General features: G+C 74.2%; 15 protein-coding genes. 4 read left to right on the plus strand and 11 right to left on the minus strand.

The features are described 5' to 3' along the window. Window positions 1–106: 106 nt before the first annotated feature. The 4 genes from ligD (at window position 107) to AC3ET4_RS07930 (ending at window position 4,626) form a co-directional block, all read left to right on the plus strand. A complete protein-coding gene (gene ligD, locus AC3ET4_RS07915; RefSeq protein WP_431947376.1) occupies window positions 107–1,147 on the plus strand; it encodes a non-homologous end-joining DNA ligase in 1,041 nt (346 codons plus the stop codon). 183 nt (window positions 1,148–1,330) lie between these two features. Next, the gene (locus AC3ET4_RS07920) at window positions 1,331–2,452 is read left to right on the plus strand and encodes an Rv3169 family protein (protein ID WP_431947378.1); all 1,122 of its coding nucleotides are present in this window, start codon (window positions 1,331–1,333) and stop codon (window positions 2,450–2,452) included. Continuing rightward, window positions 2,449–3,516 carry a phosphotransferase family protein gene (locus AC3ET4_RS07925; protein ID WP_431947380.1) on the plus strand — a complete coding sequence of 356 codons (1,068 nt, stop codon included), beginning with the start codon at window positions 2,449–2,451 and terminating at the stop codon, window positions 3,514–3,516. The genes AC3ET4_RS07920 and AC3ET4_RS07925 overlap by 4 nt, the downstream gene beginning before the upstream one ends. 240 nt (window positions 3,517–3,756) lie before the next feature. Next, window positions 3,757–4,626: a glycerophosphodiester phosphodiesterase gene (locus AC3ET4_RS07930; protein ID WP_431947382.1), complete on the plus strand. Its 870-nt coding sequence runs from the start codon at window positions 3,757–3,759 to the stop codon at window positions 4,624–4,626. Between the two features lie 120 nt (window positions 4,627–4,746). On the opposite strand, the gene moeZ is transcribed toward AC3ET4_RS07930, so the two are convergent. The 11 genes from moeZ to AC3ET4_RS07985 all read right to left on the minus strand — a co-directional run bounded on the left by moeZ (window position 4,747) and on the right by AC3ET4_RS07985 (window position 17,719). Next, a complete protein-coding gene (gene moeZ / locus AC3ET4_RS07935; protein ID WP_431947384.1) occupies window positions 4,747–5,925 on the minus strand; it encodes an adenylyltransferase/sulfurtransferase MoeZ in 1,179 nt (392 codons plus the stop codon). Window positions 5,926–6,030: 105 nt separating this feature from the next. Further along, complete coding sequence (locus AC3ET4_RS07940; protein WP_431947386.1) at window positions 6,031–6,792, minus strand: spherulation-specific family 4 protein; 762 nt, start codon at window positions 6,790–6,792, stop codon at window positions 6,031–6,033. After that, window positions 6,780–7,700, minus strand: coding sequence for an NAD-dependent epimerase/dehydratase family protein (locus tag AC3ET4_RS07945; RefSeq protein ID WP_431947388.1), 921 nt, complete (start codon window positions 7,698–7,700; stop codon window positions 6,780–6,782). The genes AC3ET4_RS07940 and AC3ET4_RS07945 overlap by 13 nt, the downstream gene beginning before the upstream one ends. A 118-nt stretch (window positions 7,701–7,818) precedes the next feature. After that, window positions 7,819–8,862, minus strand: coding sequence for a hypothetical protein (locus tag AC3ET4_RS07950; RefSeq protein WP_431947390.1), 1,044 nt, complete (start codon window positions 8,860–8,862; stop codon window positions 7,819–7,821). Next, window positions 8,859–10,649: a GT4 family glycosyltransferase PelF gene (pelF, locus tag AC3ET4_RS07955; protein ID WP_431947392.1), complete on the minus strand. Its 1,791-nt coding sequence runs from the start codon at window positions 10,647–10,649 to the stop codon at window positions 8,859–8,861. Before pelF ends, AC3ET4_RS07950 begins: the two co-directional genes overlap by 4 nt. A 248-nt stretch (window positions 10,650–10,897) precedes the next feature. Beyond that, window positions 10,898–12,544, minus strand: coding sequence for a dipeptide ABC transporter ATP-binding protein (locus tag AC3ET4_RS07960; protein WP_431947394.1), 1,647 nt, complete (start codon window positions 12,542–12,544; stop codon window positions 10,898–10,900). Continuing rightward, window positions 12,541–13,539 (minus strand): ABC transporter permease, encoded by a 999-nt coding sequence (locus AC3ET4_RS07965; RefSeq protein ID WP_488175915.1) that lies wholly within the window; start codon window positions 13,537–13,539, stop codon window positions 12,541–12,543. Before AC3ET4_RS07965 ends, AC3ET4_RS07960 begins: the two co-directional genes overlap by 4 nt. Further along, a complete protein-coding gene (locus AC3ET4_RS07970) occupies window positions 13,536–14,405 on the minus strand; it encodes an ABC transporter permease (RefSeq protein WP_488175916.1) in 870 nt (289 codons plus the stop codon). Before AC3ET4_RS07970 ends, AC3ET4_RS07965 begins: the two co-directional genes overlap by 4 nt. A gap of 79 nt (window positions 14,406–14,484) precedes the next feature. After that, a complete protein-coding gene (locus AC3ET4_RS07975; protein WP_431947398.1) occupies window positions 14,485–16,197 on the minus strand; it encodes an ABC transporter substrate-binding protein in 1,713 nt (570 codons plus the stop codon). A gap of 159 nt (window positions 16,198–16,356) precedes the next feature. Then, window positions 16,357–16,473 carry an Ms4533A family Cys-rich leader peptide gene (locus AC3ET4_RS07980; RefSeq protein ID WP_431947400.1) on the minus strand — a complete coding sequence of 39 codons (117 nt, stop codon included), beginning with the start codon at window positions 16,471–16,473 and terminating at the stop codon, window positions 16,357–16,359. Between the two features lie 40 nt (window positions 16,474–16,513). After that, entirely contained in the window at window positions 16,514–17,719 is a 1,206-nt protein-coding gene (locus AC3ET4_RS07985; RefSeq protein ID WP_431947402.1) for a DUF3152 domain-containing protein, read from the minus strand. Between the last annotated feature and the right edge of the window lie 239 nt (window positions 17,720–17,958).

A 17,958-nucleotide genomic window follows, 5' to 3' on the forward strand; every position in this document is an offset into this window, starting at 1 on the left:
CGCCCGGCAGGCGCGACCCGCCCGTCGGCCCTACCGTGTCGGGTTACAGCCGGGGACAGTCCGGGGACAGTTCGGGGCAGTCAGGGACGGGAGAGGCGGTGACGGCATGGCGGAGGCGGTCGAGCTGACCGTCGGCGAGCGGACGGTCCGGATCTCGAACCCGGGGAAGGTGTACTTCCCGGAACCGGGCTTCACCAAGCTGGACGTGGCCCGCTACTACCTCGCGGTCGGGGACGGCGCCCTGCGGGCGCTGCGCGACCGGCCGACGACGATGGAGCGCTACCCGGACGGGGTGGGGGGCGAGTCGTTCTTCCAGAAGCGCGCGCCGAAGAACACCCCCGACTGGATCCCCACCGGCCGTATCCGCTTCCCCTCCGGCCGCCACGCCGACGAGATCTGCCCGACCGAGGTGGCCGCGGTCGTCTGGGGCGCCAACCTCGGCTGCCTCACCTTCCACCCCTGGCCGGTCCGGCGGGCGGACCTCGACCACCCTGACGAGTTGCGCATCGACCTCGACCCGCAGCCGGGCACCGACTTCTCCGACGCGGTGCGCGTCGCCGGCGAACTGCGCGGTCTGCTGGAGGAGCTGGGCCTGCGCGGCTGGCCCAAGACCTCCGGCGGGCGGGGCCTGCACGTCTTCGTCCCCATCGAGCCGGAGTGGACGTTCACGGGAGTGCGGCGGGCCGCGATCGCCCTCGCCCGCGAGATGGAACGGCGGATGCCGCGGCAGGTCACCAGCGCGTGGTGGAAGGAGGAGCGGGGCGAGAAGATCTTCGTCGACTACAACCAGACCGCGCGCGACCGCACCATCGCCTCCGCCTACTCCGTACGGCCCAGGCCGCATGCCCCGGTCTCGGCGCCGCTGCGCTGGGAGGAGGTGCCGCAGGTGCACCCGCGGGACTTCGACCTGTCCACGATGCCTGCGCGGTACGCCGAGCTGGGGGACGTCCACGCCGGAATGGAGGAGCACGCCTGCCGGCTGGACGCCGTCCTTGAACTGGCCGAGCGCGACGAACGCGACCACGGGCTGGGCGACCTGCCGTACCCGCCGGACCACCCCAAGATGCCCGGGGAGCCGACGCGGGTGCAGCCGAGCAGGGCCAGGCGCAAGCCGGACGGCAAGACCGGCGGGACCGGCGAGCGCTGACGGGGACGCGACGGGGGCGCCGCGGCGCTCGGCGGGCGCGGCGGTGGCGCGTCCGGGGCACGCGGGCGCGGCGGTGGCGCGTCCGGAGCGCGCGGGCGCGGCAGGGCGCGCGGCCCCGCGCAGGGCGAATGGCCGCCGCACGACCCCTTCCCACCGCGAGCGCGCCGCCGCATCATCAGCCTCATGCCCGCGCCTCGACCCGTGCCCCCGGACGAGCACCCGATCCCTCGGAGCGCCCGGCCCGCACACCACCCCGTCGGGCCCGGCGGGGACGCCCACGACCGTTCCACCTTCCACTTCCTCGACCACGAGGGCCGCACCCTGCTTGTCGCGGGCCTCGGCGTGCACCACGGCCCCGGCCCCGGCAGCGCGGACGCCGACGCCTACGCCTACGCCCACGCGACCCTGACCCGCGGCACCGGCGTCCTCGCGGTGCGCGCCCGCGACACGCTCGGGGAGGACCGCACACGGCAGCAGGTCGGTCCGCTCCGCTTCGACGTCCTGGAACCGCTCCACAGGCTCCGGCTGACCTGCGACGACGAGTTCCTCTCCTACGACCTGCAGTGGGAGGCGGCCTTCCCTGCCGTCGAGGAGCCGCACCACACGCCCTTCCGCGACGGCCGGCTCTTCCCCCAGGCCAGGCGCTTCGTCCAGGCCGGCACCTGCCACGGAGTCGTCCGCACCGGCGACGGCGAGGAGATCCGTGTGGAACGCGGCCGCTGGACGGCCACCCGGGACCGCAGCCGGGACGCGCACCCGGTGCCCCGCCAGGCTCCGGGGCAGGCCGGGGAGGGGCACCGTCCGCGCGGTTTCCCCTGGCTGTGGATGGCGATCCGCTTCGACGACCGCTTCGTGGCGCTGACCGCCCAGCAGGACGCCGACGGCTACCGATCCCTGGACGAGGCCCTGCACATCACCGAGCGCGGCCCGGACCGGCGACTGGGCCGGGCCAGGGTCGACGTGGCCTACCGCGAGGGCACCCGGGCACCCGTCTCGGCCGTCGTCCACCTGGACGGCGGGAGGATCGAGGCCGAGGTGCTGCTCTCCGGCCCGCCCACCGTCGGGACCGGCCGCCCGCGGCCCGCCCGCGACGGGCGGCACACCGGGGGGCAGGGCCGCCGTGGAGGGGTCGACCGCCATGCCTATGACCTGACGGATCCGTCGGTCACAGCACCCGCCGCGTACGAAGTCACCGGCCACACCGCGCGTTTCGCCTGGGACGGCCGGGTCGGCTACGGCATCTTTGAGCACGGCGGCTTCGGCCGCCCCACTTCCAGCGGCTCCACCGGTCAGGAGGCCTTGTGACAACGGTGCGCACCCTCACCCGCGACCCCCTGCTGCTGCGCAGCCGGCTCGACGCGTGGCTGACCGAGAAGCACCCCGGGGCCCGCAGCCGGAACGTGCGCCTGCCCGCCTCGGACGCGGTGCCCGGCGAGACCGTCCTGTTCGACCTGGCCGTCCCCCATCCGGCGGGCACCGCCCGCCAGCGCATCCGTCCCTGCGTGCTGCGGCTGGCCGGCGACCCGGAGGGCTACCCCCTCTTCCCGGCGTACGACATGGCCGCGCAGTACCGCGTCATCCGGACGGTCGCGGCCCGCACCCGCGTCCCCGTGCCCGAACTGCTGTGGCTGGAGACCGACCCCGATCCGCTCGGCGCGCCGTTCTTCGTCAGGGAGCGCGTCCCCGGGCGCGTGCCGCCGGACACCATGCCCTACACCTTCGGCGGCAACTGGCTCTTCGACGCCTCCGCGGAGGACCGGGCGCGGCTGGAGCGTTCGACGCTGCGGGTCCTCGCGGACCTCCACACCCTGCCGGGCGAGGGCACCTTGCGCGCGCATGTGGACGCCCTGCGCGCCCACTACGCGTGGGTCGTCGACGGGACGGCGCGCTCCCCCCTCGTCGAGCGGGCCTTCGCCTGGGTGGAGAAGCACTGGCCCGCCGACCCCGGCGCGTCCGTGCTCAGCCTGGGCGACGCCAGGATCGGCAACATCGCCTACGACGCGGACTTCACCCCGGCCGCCGTCCTCGACTGGGGGACGGCCTCCGCCGGTCCCCGGGAACTCGACCTGGCCTGGCTGCTGCACCAGCACCGCTTCTTCCAGGACCTCACCGTCACCGCCGGATTCCCCGGCATGCCGGACTTCCTCGACCCCGGCCGCGCGGCCGCCACCTACGCGGAGCTGACCGGGCACACCCCGCGTGACCTCGACTTCCACCTCGTGTACGCCGCGCTCCGGCACGCGGTCGTGATGCTGCGGGCCGGCCACCGCCAGGTCCGTTTCGGGCAGCGCGAGATGCCGGCCGACCCCGACGCCCTGATCCCGCACCGGGACACGCTGGAGGCGATGACGGAGGGCCGCCACCGCTGACCCCGGCCCCGGCCCCGTGCCCGGGGGCGCGGCGGCACCCCGCCCGGCCCGGTCGGCGGGGTGCCGCCCGGCCGGCAGGGCGCCGGCGCTACGACCTGCGACCGGACGCCGCGCGTGCCACTCTGACGGGGGAACGGGATGACGCCGTTCACCCGTCTGCCTTGCCGTACACCGACATGTCCTGGTACGGGCTGCGACCCTCGGTCATGAGGGGGCCCCGCGCCGTCGTGAGGAGTACGCATGCACCAGAGCCTCGCCCGTACCGTCGCGGCCACCATCCTCCTGGGCGCCTCCGCGTGCGTCACCATGCCGGCCCACGCCGCACCCGCGGACCCCTCCACCCCCACGGTCTTCGCCCACCGCGGCGCCTCCACCGAGGCGCCCGAGAACACCCTGGCGGCCGTCCGCCGGGCCCACGAGCAGCACATCACGTGGGTGGAGAACGACGTCCAGCGCACCAAGGACGGGGCCCTGGTCGTGATCCACGACGCGACGCTGAACCGCACGACCGACGTCGAGCAGGTCTTCCCGGACCGGGCCCCCTGGCGCGTCGCCGACTTCACCCTTGCCGAGATCCGCCGGCTCGACGCCGGCGTCTGGTTCGCCCCCCACTTCAGCGGCGAGCGCGTCCCCACCCTCGAGGAGTACCTGCGCCTGCTCGACCAGGACCGGCAGGGCCTGCTGCTGGAACTCAAGCGGCCCGAGCTCTACCCGGGTATCGAGAAGCAGACCGTCGACGCCCTCGAGAAGGCCGGCTGGCTCGACCAGGCCCACCTCTCCGGCCGGCTGGTCATCCAGAGCTTCGACGCCGACGCCCTGCGCCGGACCCACGAGCTGCGCCCGGCCGTCGTCACCGGGTTCCTGGGAAGCCCGCCGGTCTCCTGCCTGAAGGAGTACGCGGCCTTCGCCGACCAGATCAATCCGGACGCGAAGGACGTCACCTACGCCTATGTGCAGGCCGTCCACAGCGTCAAGGGCCCCGACGGCAAGCCGCTGCGCATGAACGCCTGGACGGTCGACGACCTCGCCACCGCCGTCCGCATGGCCGCCCTCGGCGCCGACGGCATCATCACCAACCGCCCGGACGTCATCCGCAACGGCGTGCAGTGACCGGGAAGGCGCCCGGCCGACTCGCTCGGCAGTGCCGTCGGACAGAGACGACAGAAGCCCACGGCATCGCAGCTGGGAGCCGTGGGCTTCGTCAGGCCCGCTGATGAGCGGGCGCCGCGCTCAGTAGACCGGCTTGTGCGGCTCGATCGTGTTGACCCAGCCGATCACACCGCCGCCGACGTGGACCGCGTCGGCGAAGCCCGCGGACTTCAGCACCGCGAGGACCTCGGCGGAACGGACGCCGGTCTTGCAGTGCAGGACGATCTTCTTGTCCTGCGGAAGGTCCTGGAGGGCGTTGCCCATGAGGAACTCGTCCTTGGGGATCAGACGCGCGCCCGGGATGGAGACGATCTCGTACTCGTTCGGCTCGCGGACGTCGATGATGTCGATGTTCTCACCGTCGTCGATCCACTCCTTGAGCTGCTTCGGAGTGATCGTCGAACCCATCGCCGCCTCCTGCGCCTCCTCGGAGACGACGCCGCAGAAGGCCTCGTAGTCGATGAGCTCGGTGACGGTCGGGTTCTCGCCGCACACCGCGCAGTCCGGGTCCTTGCGGACCTTGACCTGGCGGTACTGCATCTCCAGGGCGTCGTAGATCATCAGCCGGCCGACCAGCGGCTCGCCGGTGCCGGTGAGGACCTTGATGGCCTCGGTGACCTGGATGGAGCCGATGGACGCGCACAGCACGCCGAGGACGCCGCCCTCGGCGCAGGAGGGGACCATGCCCGGCGGCGGGGGCTCGGGGTAGAGGCAGCGGTAGCAGGGGCCGTGCTCGGACCAGAAGACCGACGCCTGGCCGTCGAAGCGGTAGATCGAGCCCCAGACGTACGGCTTGTTCAGCAGCACGCACGCGTCGTTGACCAGGTAGCGGGTCGCGAAGTTGTCCGTGCCGTCGACGATCAGGTCGTACTGGCTGAAGATGTCCATCACGTTCTCGGCCTCGAGCCGCTCCTCGTGAAGGACCACGTCGACGTAGGGGTTGATGCCCTTGATGCTGTCCCGGGCGGACTCCGCCTTGGAGCGGCCGATGTCCGCCTGACTGTGGATGATCTGACGCTGCAGGTTGGACTCGTCGACCTCGTCGAACTCCACGATGCCGAGCGTGCCCACACCGGCGGCCGCCAGGTACATCAGGGCGGGCGACCCGAGGCCGCCGGCGCCCACGCAGAGCACCTTCGCGTTCTTCAGCCGCTTCTGCCCGTCCATCCCCACATCGGGGATGATCAGGTGGCGGGAGTACCTGCGGACCTCGTCGACGGTGAGCTCGGCGGCCGGCTCGACCAGGGGTGGCAGCGACACGGGGACTCCGTTTGTCGATCGATCACTACGGTGGTTATTCCCGTAACACTGCCACGCCCTTCTTCATTCCGAGACCGCCGTCCCGGGACTCGAGACGATCGGTGGTCACATAGTGGGCGGCGGCTGTCGGCGCAGTATGCGCGAGGCCTCGGCCCAGTAACCCGGCAGGCCGTCCCAGGCCGCGTGGTCGGTGCGGTCGGTGAAGTAGACCGTCGCCGCGCCCTGCCAGCGGGCGATCCGCATGGCGTTCTCCAGGTGCGGGGCGGGGACGCCGTGCACCAGGTGGCAGAAGCGCTCCGGCGGGTGCGCGGCCGTCCACTCCGGGGCCTCGGACCAGCGGTACTGCGTCCACGGCCCGGCGAAGGTCACCAACTGGTCGGCGACCGCGGCATAGCCCTCGTAGGGATGGCAGCCGTGGCCCAGCACGATGTGCCCGGTACTGCCGCCCGCCACGCTCAGCAGCGCGCGCAGGGTGGTGATCACCCGCCGGCAGTCGGACAACTCCGAACTCGTGGTCGGGGCGCGGTCGAGGTAGAAGCCGTCGACCCGGTACCAGTCGAGGAAGCGGTGCGCGTCGGCGACCAGCTGGCCGAAGGGGCGGGCCCCGTGCCGGGTGTCCAGATAGCCGAGCACGGGCACGGCGGCGTCGCGCAACCGGGCGCACGCCTCCGTGTAGAGCGGGTCGACCCGGGCGCCGGGGCCGCGGGCGGCGTTGAGCACCACCCAGTGCATCGGGGCCTTCGGGCGGGCCATCTCGGCCCATTCGCCGGGGGCGACCAGCGGGTGCGCGTACGCGGGGACGCCGAAGCCCAGTCCGTCGCAGCGGTCGACGGGCTTGCGCAGGCCGCTGGGGTTCACACGCGGCATGCCGCCTCCATCCAGACGTCGGCCAGGGATTCCTCGAGGGCGATGCGCGGGCGCCATCCCAGGCGGTCGCGGGCGGTGCGGATGTCGGCCTGCTGCCAGGCGCCGCAGCCGTCCGGGTAGTGGGGGTGGCCACTGCCGTTCGCCGGCGCGTGAGGGTCCTCGACCGCGTGGAGGGCGCCCGCGTAGCCCGCGGCGTGGGCCAGGGACGCCGCGACCTCGCGCAGCGGCACGGCTCGGCCCGTGCCGATGTTGACCAGGCCCTGGGCGGCGGACAGCGAGGCCGCGTGCACGGCGCGGGCCACGTCGCGTACGTCCACGAAGTCCCGCTGCACAGCGAGGCCGGTCAGCTTCAGGTCGCCGTCGCCGGTCTGCATGGCCCGGCGCATCGCCTCCGCGAGCCGCCCGATCGGCGATGCGGTGGGCGTCCCCGGCCCGACCGGGGTGAAGACCCGCAGCACGACGGCGTCGAGTCCGGAGCCGAGCACCAGTTCCGTCCCCGCGAGCTTGCTGACCCCGTACGGGCCGCCGGGCCGGGGCACCGCGTCCTCGGCCGTCGAGGAACCGGTGGGCGAGGGCCCGTACTCCGCGGCGCAGCCCACCTGGACCAGCCGGGCCGAGGTGGCGCTGCGGCGCATGGCCTCGCACACGGACGCGGTCGCGATGGTGTTGTGCCGGGTGAGTTCGCGTGCCCCGCCGCGTGTGGCGCCCGCGCAGTTGACGACGACCCCGGGGTGGACGGCGTCCATGAACCGGGCCAGTGCGCCGGGGCTGCCGGACGACAGGTCGAACCGCACGTCGGCGTCGTCGCTGCGGCCGAGCGCGGTCAGCTGCACGGCGGGGTCCGCCAGCAGCCGCTCGGCCACGTGGCGGCCGATGAATCCGTTGGCGCCCAGGAGGAGGACTCTCATCGGGAGCGCCTCCGCTGCGCGTGCCGTGGCCGGGGGTGCGGGTGGGTCATCGTGGGTAGCTCCTTGGCTTCTTCTTCCGAACTGCTGGGTGTGCCGGGCCTGATCGGCCGCCGTCCGCTCATCGCGGCGCTGCCGGGGCCGGGTGCGCGGTGGCGCGCGAGAGCGTGGCCAGGGCGTGGGCCGCCAGCGCCAGGGCGGCGGCGCCGCAGGCCGCGCCGGGGACGGCGGCCGGCGGGAGGGGGAGGCGGTCCAGCAGGGCGGCGGCGAGCGCGACGGCCTCACCGGCGCAGGCGATGCCGGTGACGATGGCGGCCGGGTCGGGTTGGCCGTGCACCGCGAGCAGCCGGGCGGTGAACAGCAGCAGGGCGAGCGCGGCCGGACCGGCCGGCGCGGCGGGCTCGAAGGGGGCCCCGGCCACGGCGCGGGCTGCGTACAGCAGCGCGAGCACACAGCCGAGGAAGAGCGCGAGCGTGCCCGCCAGCATCGGCCGCACGGCGCCGCCGAACTCCTCCAGGGACCGGCTGCGCAGCAGATGGCCCCGGGAGCGCACCGCGAAGCGGTGGGCGCACCAGGCCGCCGGTGCGAGGCCGAGCGCCAGGGCGGTCAGTTCGGCGGTGGCCTCGGAGGGCAGCACGCCCCCGGCGAATCCGTCGAGGACGCTCGGCCCGCAGAGCCCGAAGCCCACCAGCCAGCAGCTCCACACCGCGCCGCCCGGGCCCGTGCCGTAGGGCGCCCGCAGCGGTCCGCGGCGCAGGGCGGCGAGGAGGGCGAGCAGGAGCAGCGGCACGGCCACGGCGACGACGGTGACGGCGGGCAGCACGCGCAGCGCCCCGCTCGCGGCGGCGCAGACGGCGCCGGGCACGAGGGTGAGCAGCAGCGCCGGGCGGCCGGTCGGCCCGCCCGCGGCGGGCGGGGTGGCGGCGCGGGGCACCCGTGCGTACAGCTCCTCGGCGAGGGTGAAGACGTCGCGGTGCCGGAAGCCCCCCGCGACGCGGTCGGTGACGCCCTGCGCCTCCAGCCCCGCCACGATCTCCAGCGGGTCCACGGCCTCGGCGCACAACTGACGATGACGGTGCATCAGGGACCGGACGGGATCGGCGGGGCCGCGTCTGCGGGGGCCGCTCCTGCTCGTGCCGGTCTCCCCCACCCGCGCGTGGCTCATGCGCGCTCCCGCCTCTCGGCCCCGGCGTACGCGGGTTCGCGGGCGGCGGGCGCGGGTTCGCGGGCGGCGGGCGCGGGTTCGCGGGCGGCGGGCGCGGGTTCGCGGGCGGCGGGCGCGGGTTCGCGGGCGGCGGGCGCGGGTTCGCGGGCGGCGGGCGCGGGTTCGCGGGCGGCCAGCGCCCAGGAGGGCCGGGCCGTCCAGCGGCCCCGGACGCGGGATTCGGCGGGTCGCCCGAAGGGGACGGGGGTGCCGTCGGGGTCGCGCAGCGGGGCCGGGCGGCCGGGCGCGTGGGCGACCAGGTCGAGGTAGATCTCGCGGAACGCCGCCAGGTTCCGCTCGACGGTGAAGAGCTCCAGGGCGCGTTCGCGTGCGGCGGCGCCGAGCCGACGGCGGCGCTCGGTGTCGCGCAGCAGGGCGACGCAGGCCTCGGCGAGCGCCTTGGGGTTGCGGGGCGGCACGATCAGGCCGGTCCCCCCGATGACCTCCCGTACCGCCCCGACATCCGTCGAGACGGTGGCCCGGCCGCAGAACATGGCCTCGACCAGGGTGACCGGGAACCCCTCGACGACGCTGGAGAGGACGACCACGTCCCCCGCCGCGTAGGCGTCGGGCAGCGCGGCGGCGCCCGGCGCGCCCAGCTCCTCGAAGGTGACCGGGTTCTCCCCCGCCGCGTAGGCGTCGGCCGCCTCGTCCGGGAAGAGCTGCGCCGCCAGGGAGCGGCACCGCTCCAGGTACCCGGGGTCGTCCGCGCCGGCACGGACGACCCGCAACCGCGCCCCGGCCTCCTCCTTGCGCACCTCCCCGAAGGCGTGCAGCAGCCCGATCAGGTCCTTGCCGGGCTCGACCCGGCCGACCCACACCAGCGTGGGGTCCCCGCCCTCGGCCTCGGAGACGGGTTCGGGCAGACACCCCTGGTAGCCGGGGTAGACCGTACGGACGCGGTCCCGCTCGGCGCCGCAGTGCTCCTGCCAGCGGCGGGCGTGGGCGTTGCCGGGGGTGACCAGGTCGGCCCTGCGGTACGCCTCGCCCGCCAGATGGCGGTGGAAGGCGGCGAGCAGAGCGCGTACGGGGGCGGGCAGGCCCGCGGCGCGGTGCCGCAGCAGGGTCTCGCGCAGCCGCACGCCGTACTCGGTGACCAGCAGCGGCGTACCGAAGAACCGTTTGGCCAGCAGCGCGGGAAGCAGTGCGGTGCCGCCCGTCACCGCGTGGCAGAGATCGGCGGTGGCGAGGGCGTCGCCGAACTCGTCGTACCAGGGCGCGGAGAGCGGCCGCAGCACGCGCTCGACCTGGTCGGCCGCGAGCAGGAGGTCGCCCACCCCGGCTTCCGCGACGAGGGGGCGCGCGCCGGGCGCCCGGCAGACCTCCTCCAGTACCCGCACCGCGTGCTCGGAGCGGAGCAGCGACGGAAGGCCGCCGTCCTCGCGGGCGAGTACGGCGAGGCCGTGGAGCGCGGAGGCGAAACGGTCCGCCACGCCGTCGGCCCCGGCGTCCCCCGCGAGGACGGCGACGAGGTCGCGGTACCGCTCCAGCACGTGCGCCCGCCGTCGGCGCGCCCTGCCGGTCCCGGCGCCGTGCCCCGGCGCGGGCCCCCACAGCGGCAGGGTGCGCACCTGCTCGACCTGGGGCGGCAGCGCCATCATGCCCGAGGCCACGACGCGTTCGCTCCCGCCCAGCGCGTACACCGCGAACTCGTGGCCGGCAAGCCCGCGCACGAGCCGGTCGACCCAGACGCTCCCCTCACCCCGGGTGTACGGATAACCACCCTCCGCGAGTAACGCCACACGCACGTCTGCCCCCTCTCCGCACCGGTCTGTTCGGGCGGGATGACCGTATTCCGGCGAAGCGGTGGCACGGCGGACGGTCGTCCGCCGCGCCACCGGAAGGGGTGAAGAGACGTGACTTTCCCCGGCGTTGTGCGTTGCGACCGGCTACACGTTCGCCGGGTGTCCCGGGTGGACGGGGACGGTCCCGTCGCCGGGCGCGGGCACCGTCCACGCGTGCCGCGCCCACCGGCACCAGGCGCGCCCCGACCGCGTCAGGCGGTGGCCGCCAGGGCGCGGCGGGCGGCCCGGCGCACGGCGGACTCCTCGGGGTCGAGGACCGGGACCGCCGCCAGCAGCCCCTTGGTGTACTCGTGCTCCGGGGCGTCGTAGACCCGTGCGGCGGACCCGTACTCCACGACCTGGCCCGCCCGCATGACCGCGACGTTGTCGCTGACCTGGCGCACCACGGCCAGGTCGTGGGCGATGAAGACCAGGGCGAGCCCCAGCTCCCGCTGCAGTTCACCCAGCAGCTCGATGACCTGGGCCTGTGTCGTGACGTCGAGCGCGGACACGGGCTCGTCGCAGACGATCAGCCGCGGCTCGGGGGCCAGCGCCCGCGCGATGCCGACCCGCTGGCGCTGTCCGCCGCTGAACTCGTGGGGGTAGCGGTGGTACCAGGCCGGGTCGAGCCCCACCCGCTCCAGCAGCTCCCGTACGCGGGCGACGATCGCGGCGTCGTCGAGCACCCCGGCCGTCCGCAGCGGGTCCGCGATGGACTCGCCGATGCTGCGCCGCGGGTTGAGCGAGGACACCGGGTCCTGGAAGACCATCTGCAGCCCCCGCGCGCCGAAGGCCGACGCACCGGAGCCGGAGCCGGACGCGCCGGAGCCCGCGCCCAAGAGCCGCAGCTCGCCGCCCGTGGGCTCCAGCAGCCCCACGAGCATCCGCCCCAGCGTCGTCTTGCCGCTGCCGCTCTCGCCGACGACGCCGAGCGTCTCGCCCGTGCGCACGGTCAGCGAGACGCCGTCGACCGCCGCGGCCTTGGCGCCGCGCCGGCCGAACTCCCGTCGCAGGCCGACGGCTTCGAGCAGGACCTCACCCCCGGCGGCGCCCCGCGGCTTCGCCGTCTCCACGCGTGGGACCGCGGCCACCAGGTCGCGGGTGTACTGCTGCCGGGGCGCGCCCAGTACGGTGCCCACCGGCCCGCGCTCCACGGCACGGCCGTCCTTCATCACCAGGACCTCGTCGACGCTCCCGGCCACCACGCCCAGGTCGTGGGTGACCAGCAGCAGCCCCATGCCGGTCTCCTGCCGCAGATCGCCGAGCAGGTCGAGGATCTGCGCCTGCACGGTGACGTCGAGCGCCGTCGTCGGTTCGTCCGCGACGAGCAGCCGCGGCTCGCAGGCCAGCGCCATGGCGATGAGGGCGCGCTGGCGCATGCCGCCGCTGAACTCGTGCGGCCGGAAGCGGGACCGCCTCGCCGGGTCGGGGATGCCGACGCGGTCGAGCACCTCCACGGCCCGCGCGCGGGCCGCCCGCCGGGACGCCTGCGGGTGGTGCACCCGGTGCACCTCGGCGATCTGGTCGCCGATCGCGAAGTACGGGTCGAGCGAGGACAGCGGGTCCTGGAAGACCATCGCCGCGAGGCCCCCGCGCAGCCCGCGCAGGTCCTTCTCCTGCGCGGTCAGGACGTCGACACCGGCCACCCGCACCGAGCCGCCGATCCGCGCGCCGCTGCCGCGGTGCAGTCCGAGCAGGGTGAAGGCGGTGGCGCTCTTGCCGCTGCCGGACTCGCCGACGATGCCGAGGGCTCCGCCCTGCGCCAGGGAGAAGGAGAGCCCGTCCACCGCGCGGACGGTGCCCGCGCCGGTGGGGAAGTCGATCGTGAGGTCCTCGACCTCGATCAGCGGTGACGTCATGACAGCACCACCCGTCGGTCGGCCACCGCGTACAGGACGTCCGCGAGGGCGTTGGCGAGTACCACGAAGAACCCGGTGACCAGCACGAGCCCGACGACCACCGGCAGGTCCTCGGTCCTCACCGAGTCCACCAGGCTCTTGCCGAGCCCGGGGATGCCGAAGAGCGACTCGGTGAGCACCGCGCCGCCGAACATCGTCCCGAGGTCGAGCGCGGTCAGCGCGATGACCGGCGGCAGGGCGCCGCGCAGCGCGTGCCGTCCGACGACGGAGCGCTCGCGCACGCCGTAGGCGCGGAAGGTCCGCACATGGTCCTCGGAGAGCGTGTCCAGCATGGAGCTGCGGGTGAGCCGGGCGTACTTGGCGCTCTCGAGGATGGCCAGGGAGAGCCAGGGCAGCACCAGGTTCCAAGCCCACTGCTCGGGGTCCTCGGTGAGCGGGACGTAGGACGGGAAGGGCAGCCAGCCCAGCACCGAGACGAACAGCAGCATCAGCAGGATGCCGATGATGAAGACGGGCACGGCGTTGCCGGCGAGGGTGACCGCGGTCAGCAGACGCTCGGTGAGCCCGCCGTGGCGCAGCGCCGAGAGCACGCCGCTGCCGACACCGATGAGCAGCCACAGCACCATCGCGCCGAGGGAGAGCGAGGCGGTGGCCGGCAGCCGGTGGGCGAGCAGCGAGGTGACCTGCTCGCCGTTCTGGTACGAGAAGCCCAGGCACGGGGCGCCGCAGTGCTCGGTGCCGACTCCGGTGCTGATGTCGGAACCGGCGAACAGGCCGTGCAGGAAGTGCGCGAACTGCGCCCAGGCGGGGTCGTCGAGACCGAGCTGGGTGCGGACCTGGGCGACCTGGTCGGCGGAGCACTTGGGCCCGCAGGCCAGTTGCGCCGGGTCACCGGGCAGGACGTAGAAGAGCGCGTAGACCGCGATGCTCAGCACCAGCAGCACCAGCAGGGCCGCCAGCAGCCGGCGGAGCGCGAACCGGGCGAGGAGCGTCATGACCGCGCCTCCTTGCGCCTGCGCGTCACGGCCCGCAGCCGGCTGCCCGCCCGCGGGTCGAGTGCGGTGCGCACCCCGTCGCCGAGCACGGTGAAGGCGAGGACGGTGACGAAGATCAGGCCGGCGGGCAGCAGCACGTACGTCGGATCGGCCTGGTACCAGGTGGTCGCGGAGGAGAGCATCTGCCCCCACGAGGGCGTGGGCGGCTTGACGCCGATGCCGAGGAAGGACAGTCCGGCCTCGGAGGCGATGTTGGACGGCACCAGCAGCGCGCTGTACGTCACCACGGGCGCGGCAAGCGACGGCAGCAGTTCGCGGCGGGCGATCCGCCAGGTTCCGGCGCCGCCGAGCCGGGCGGCGGCCACATAGTCCAAAGACTTCAGGCTCAGCGTCTGGGCCCGGACGATGCGGGAGGTGCCGCCCCAGCCGAGCAGGCCGAGGACGAGCACGAGCAGCACCGGACGCGGGAAGCCGGCGGGGACGATCGCCAGCAGGGCGATGGAGAAGACCAGGGTGGGCAGCGCCAGCATCACGTCGGTGGTCCGGCTGAGCAGGTTGTCCAGGAAGCGGTTGCCGAGTCCGGCGGCGAGGCCGACCGCGACGCCGATGGCGACCTGCACGACGGTGGCGGCCACGCCGATGCCGAGGGAGACGCGCGCGCCGTACGCGAGCCGCGCGAACAGGTCGCGCCCGGTGCCGGGTTCGACACCGAGCCAGTGGTCGGCGCTCACACCGCCGAAGGAGCCGATCGGGACGCCGCCGAGGGCGGAGTCGACGGCCGTGGCGTGGTACGAGTTCGGGTCCTGGCCCTCCAGCGCCGCCAGCAGCGGGGCGGCGAGGGCGACCAGGACGAGCAGGGCGATCACGGCGACACCGGCGAGTGCGGCGCGCTGGGCGCGCAGCCGCCGCCAGAGCTGCCGGGCGCGGCGAGCACATCAGTGGTGGTCACTTGACCGCGACCTGCGCGACGTCGAGGACACCGGTCCAGTCGCTGATGACGACGTTCTTGACGTCCTTGCCGTACAGGCGCTTGTAGACGGGGTACGCCAGCGGCACGGTCAGCGCCTGCTCACCGATCTTCTTGTCCAGGGCGCCCCAGCGCGCGGCGGCCGCCTGGAGGTCGGTGATCTTGTTGATCTCGTCGATCTCCTTGTTCACGGCCGGGTCGTCGAGCTGGGCGCTGTTGAAGTTGTAGCCGTCCTTGACGATCTGCCGGCCGTCGAAGATCGGGGCCAGGAAGGGCCCGCCGGACGGCCAGTCGGCGCCCCAGCCGGAGAGGAAGAAGCCCGGCTCGGTCTTGACGCTGTGGATCTTCTCGCTGTAGGCGCTGGACTCCAGGCCCTGCAGCCGGACGGTGATGCCGGCCTTCTTCAGGGCGTCCTGCAGGGCGGTGGCGACCTCGGGGCCCTGCTCGTCGCCGGTGGCGGTGTCGTGGGTCAGCGTGACGGTCAGGCCGTTCGGGTAGCCGGCCTCCTTCAGCAGTTCTTTGGCCTTGGCGGCGTCGCCGCTCTTGCCGGCCGGGAACGCGTCGTACGGTGCGTAGCCGAAGGCCTTCTGCGCGGGCAGGAAGGTGGTGGCCGGCTCGGCGAGCGAGGAGCCGCCGAGAGCGTTGACGACGGTGCTGCGGTCGACCGCGTAGGAGATGGCCTGGCGCACCTTGGGATTGTCGAAGGGCTTCACCTTCGGGTTGAAGGCGATGTAGTCGGTGTAGCCGAAGTGGCCGGTGCCGACCCGGCCCGCGAGCTCCTTGTCACCGGTGATCTTGGCGAGTTCGGCGGCGGTGAGGTTGGTGTCGGTGGTGACGGCCGCCGCGTCCTTGCCGGAGCCGGAGGACAGCCGCTGGTTGATCACGGCGGCGTCGAGGCCGGAGCTCACGTCGATGCGGTCCGGGTAGGCCGCGCGCTCCCCGTCGGTCTGCGGGTCCCAGTGGGTGTTGCGCTCCAGGACGAGGCGCTCACCGTCGTTCTCGTTGCTGACGACCTTGTAGGGGCCGGAGGAGAAGGGGTGGTTCTCGTACTTGGTGCCGGTGTCCTTGGCCTTGGGCACGGGGGCGAAGGAGGTCTGGGTGGCCAGGAACGGGAAGTCGCCCTCCGGCTTGTTCAGGTGGAAGACGATGGTCTTCGCGTCCGGGGTCTCGATCGAGGACAGGCCGTTCTTGTCCTTGTACGGGCCCCGGTAGTCCTTGCCGCCGATCAGCCAGTCGCGCAGGTAGGGGGCGCCGCCGGACAGTTCGGCGGCGAAGGAGCGCTCGATGCCGTACTTGATGTCGGCGGTGGTGATCGGGCTGCCGTCCTCGTACTTCAGGCCGTCCTTGAGGTGGTACGTCCACACCGTGGCGTCCTTGTTGGGCGTGCCGGTGTCGGTGGCGAGGTCGGGGACGACCTTCGTACCGGGCGCGCCGTTCTCGCGGTTGCGGGTGGTCAGCGTACGGAAGACCAGTCCGGGGATGTTGCCGCCGCCGGAGGTGTAGAGCCGGGCGGGGTCGAAGTCCTCCTGCGGGGACTGGTTGAGGACGTAGAGCGTGCCGCCCTTGGCGGGCTTGCCGTCGGCCGCCTTGGCCCCGTTGTCCTCCGGGCCGCATGCGGCGGCGCCACCGGTGATGGCCAGGACGACGGCCGCCGCTGCGAGACGGCGGGGTGTGACGGACGGGTGAGGCATCGAGAATCCCTTTCGCGGCTGCGAGATGGCGTGGGCAGGGCTGTGGAAGGCCCGCAGGCAGCGGCGACGGCCCCAAGGGGAGGCCGGGGAGTTCGAGTGTGCGTCGAGCGCTGTGCCCACGGGCGGAAGGACCGGGGCGGAAGGAGGGAACGTTCCCTGTTAAGCGCCCGGCACCGTGGAGCACCGACACAGGATGTCGGCCACGCAGTGCCCGGCCACGCCGATGAGCGCCAGCTCGATGCTGGCGTCGGCGTCTGAGGCAGGGCAGTGCGGCATGTCGAAAACATTGAACGATTAATCGCCCGATGTCAAAAAGCTAGCCCCGGGGGTAGGGCCAGGCGTTGGGCTTGCAGGTCAGGCCCCCGTAGGAGAGGAACTTGGTCTGCTGCATCATGACCGGGGCGAGGGCTCCCTGCTTGGGGCAGAGCACATGGTTGAAACCGAGCCGGTGCCCGACCTCGTGGTTGATCAGCATCTCGCGGTAGGTGAGCATCCGGTCCGGGCCGTAGGTCTTGGCGCCCTGGGCCCAGCGGTACGCGTTGATCATCGTCCGCGGGGTCGACGCCGCGTCACATGACACATTGTCAATCGTCGTGTCCAGACCGGACTTGGCGCACCAGGCGGCCGTCGTTCCCGGACTCGCCAGAGTGATCACGATGTCCGCGGGACCCGTTGAGACCCGCTCGAAGGAACGGGTTCCCGCGTGCGCCCAACTGCGCTTGTCGTTCAGTGTCTTGTAGACCGCGTCCGCGAAGACCCGGGCGTCCAGCGGCAGCCCCTTCTCGACGTCCACCCGCACCCGCAGCAGTCTGCCCTTGCCGGGCGCCTTCTCGTGGCCGCCCACGGTCTGGAACGTCCCGGACAGCCGCAGGTGCGGGTCGAGCGGGTAGGTCTGAGCCATGGCCTGGCCGTAGGTGAGCGGGGTGGCGACCGCGGAGGGTGAGGCCGAGGGGGTCGCTCGGCCCTCGGAGCGGGACGCGGAGCCGTCCGCGCTCCGGCTGCCTGCCGGTGACGCGGCGGCGGACGGGTGACGCTTCTCACCCCCGCCGGCCATCTGGCCCGCCACCACCACGGCCAGCACGGTCACGACCGCCGCGGCGGCGGCGCCGCTGAGAGCGCGGGATGCGGCGGCCTTCTTGCGCCGTTCGGGTTGCCCCCCGGCCTGCGCGGCCGGCGGGGCGTCCTCGGCGGGCGCCCCGAGTTCGGTGGCGGCCGGACCGGAAGGGGAGGCCGGACCGGACGGGGGAGGGGAGGCCGGGTCGGCGGGTGCGGCGGGTGCGGCGGGTGCGGCGGGTGCGGCGGGTGCGGCGGGTGCGGCGGGTGCGGCGGGTGCCGGAACGTCGAAGGCCTCGACGAAGTCCTTCCGCGGCCCCGGGGTGCTGCGGGCTCCCGCGCCGGCGCCGGGCGCCCGGCGCTGCCGCGGGAAGCCGGATATCCGGGACCCGGCCGAGGAGCCCTCGCCCCGGGGGGACTCGGTACCGGGCAGGTCCGCCAGATCGGCGGGCCGCGCCCCGCGCGGCATGCGCGGGGCGGCCCAGGAACCGGCCCGGCCCCAGGCCGCGTGCTCCCGGTGTTCGGGATGGGGGTGGCCCTCGACGTCCTCGTGACCGTCCCCGGAGCCGCCGGACCGGAAGCCGTCCCGGCCGCCTGGCGCCGGCCCGCCGGGCGCCTGGCCCGGCCCGCCCGTCCGCGGCGGGGGCGTGGGGGGGGGGGGGGGGGGGGGGGGGGGGGGGGGGGGGGGGGGGGGGGGGGGGGGGGGGG

Source organism: Actinacidiphila sp. bgisy167 (genome assembly GCF_057707665.1).